General features: G+C 58.4%; 2 protein-coding genes. One reads left to right on the top strand and one right to left on the bottom strand.

The genetic code is table 11. The features are described 5' to 3' along the window. Nucleotides 1–149: 149 nt before the first annotated feature. Nucleotides 150–929, bottom strand: a complete 780-nt coding sequence (locus QMX98_RS34315) for an ABC transporter substrate-binding protein (RefSeq protein WP_077749081.1) — start codon at nucleotides 927–929, stop codon at nucleotides 150–152. A gap of 245 nt (nucleotides 930–1,174) precedes the next feature. Between QMX98_RS34315 and QMX98_RS34310 the strand changes: the two genes are divergently transcribed. Beyond that, nucleotides 1,175–1,819, top strand: coding sequence for a type 1 glutamine amidotransferase (locus QMX98_RS34310; RefSeq protein WP_077749080.1), 645 nt, complete (start codon nucleotides 1,175–1,177; stop codon nucleotides 1,817–1,819). Nucleotides 1,820–1,962 lie beyond the last annotated feature (143 nt).

Below are 1,962 nucleotides of genomic sequence, written 5' to 3'. Positions count from 1 at the left end.
CGCGAAAGCGTTGTGTCAGTCAACATAAATGCAGCTGAACGACCGATTTCGCGAGCAGGCTCGCTCCCACAAGGGATTTCATTTCAACACAGAGCGGGCATAAAAAATGGCAACCGCGTCAACGGTTGCCACTTTTTTGAACGGCGTGATTACTGGCCGTAAACGTCAAAGTCGAAGTACTTGTCTTGCACTTGCTTGTACTTGCCGTTGGCGCGGATTTCGGTGATGGCGGTGTTGAATTTGTCGGCCAGCGCAGTATCGCCCTTGCGCACAGCGATACCGGCGCCGCCGCCGAAGTACTTGGCGTCTTCGTAGGTCGGGCCGACGAAAGCGAAGCCTTTACCGGCGTCGGTTTTCAGGAAACCGTCGTCCAGGTTGACCGAGTCGGCCAGCAGCGCGTCTACGCGACCGGACACCATGTCCAGGTTGGCTTCCTGCTGGGAGCCGTAGCGAACCAGGTTGATACCGGCCGGAACCAGCACTTCGGTGGCGAAGCGGTCGTGGGTACTGGCGCGCAGCACACCGACTTTCTTGCCCTTGAGTTCGGTCAGCGGGTCCTTGATGTCGGTGCCTGCCTTCATCACGAAACGAGCCGGGGTGTGGTAGTACTTGATGGTGAAATCGACGTTCTTCTTACGATCGTCAGTGATGGTCATGGACGACAGGATCGCGTCGATTTTCTTCACTTTCAGTGCCGGGATCAGGCCATCGAATTCTTGCTCGACCCAGGTGCACTTCACTTTCATCTGCTCGCACAGCGCGTCGCCGATATCGACGTCGAAACCGGTGAGTTTACCGTCAGGGGTTTTCATCGAGAATGGCGGGTAACCGGCTTCGATACCGATGCGGATCGGCTTGGCGTCATCGGCCACGGCGGTCAGGGACAACATCGACAGTGCCAAGGCACCAAACATCACTAGCTTCTTCATTTATAACTCCTGTGTGCGGAGGCTTTTATTGGCAGCTTTCGAATGACTTTCGGTCGGTGAAGATCGAAGTGGCCGGCAGTCTAGAATGGCTTCTAATGGGCAAATTGTTTTTAAGCGACAAATACTTATAGAAACGTGGCCGCGCCATTCAAAGCCCTTGAAGCGTGCGCCAAGGCGGTGCAAGGACTGTAGGACAAGCCCTTTTTTCAGACAAAACCTACACGCAAAAACTACAGAGAGTACCGATGCCCACCTTGAATCTGATCCAGCACCACCCCGCCGAAGGTCCAGGCGCCATTGCCAATTGGGCAGCGTCCAGAGGGGTGACGCTGAACATCTTTCGCGCCGACCTCGGCCAGTTACCGCCGGTTAGCGCGGCGCCCGTGATCGTGCTGGGCGGACCTTATGAATCCAACGCCGGGCCGGCGTGGCTGGAAGCAGAACGGCAGTGGCTGGCGGCCAGCCTGGATCAGGGCGCGGCGGTGTTTGCGATTTGTCTGGGGGCGCAGTTGCTGGCGCTGAGTCTGGGCGGAAACGTGCGGCGGATGGATCGGTCCGAAACCGGCTGGACCACCGTGACGTTCGTCGATGGCCGGACGCTGAAGGTGCTGGAGTGGCACGAAGACGCAATCGACTTGCCGCCTGATGCGCAAGTGCTGGCCAGCAGCGATCAATGTGAACAGCAGATGTATCGCGTGGGGCCGACGCGGGTGGGCTTGCAGTTTCATCCAGAGTGGAATGCGGAGTCGGTGGCCATGCTCAATGCGCACTTTGGAGAGGAGTCGCCGTTGCCTCGAGGGCAACAGGACAGCGCCGCCCATGCAGCCGTGTTCGAATGGTTGCAGGCAACGCTGGATGGGTGGTGGGCAGCGTGCTCAAGCAGTCGCTGAACTAAGGATTGACGGGCTCCTGTGGCGAGGGAGCTTTTGTGGCGAGGGAGCTTGCTCCCGCTGGAGTGCGAAGCGCTCCCAAAAATCTTCGACAATTGCCAAGATTGCGGGGCTGCTGCGCAACCCAGCGGGGGCAAGCTCCC

The organism is Pseudomonas sp. PS02303, from assembly GCF_029959925.1.
In the GTDB taxonomy this organism is placed as follows: Bacteria; Pseudomonadota; Gammaproteobacteria; order Pseudomonadales; family Pseudomonadaceae; genus Aquipseudomonas; species Aquipseudomonas mandelii.
The sequence above is the reverse complement of the archived record's forward strand: the minus strand, read 5'-3'. Positions and strand labels throughout refer to the sequence as shown.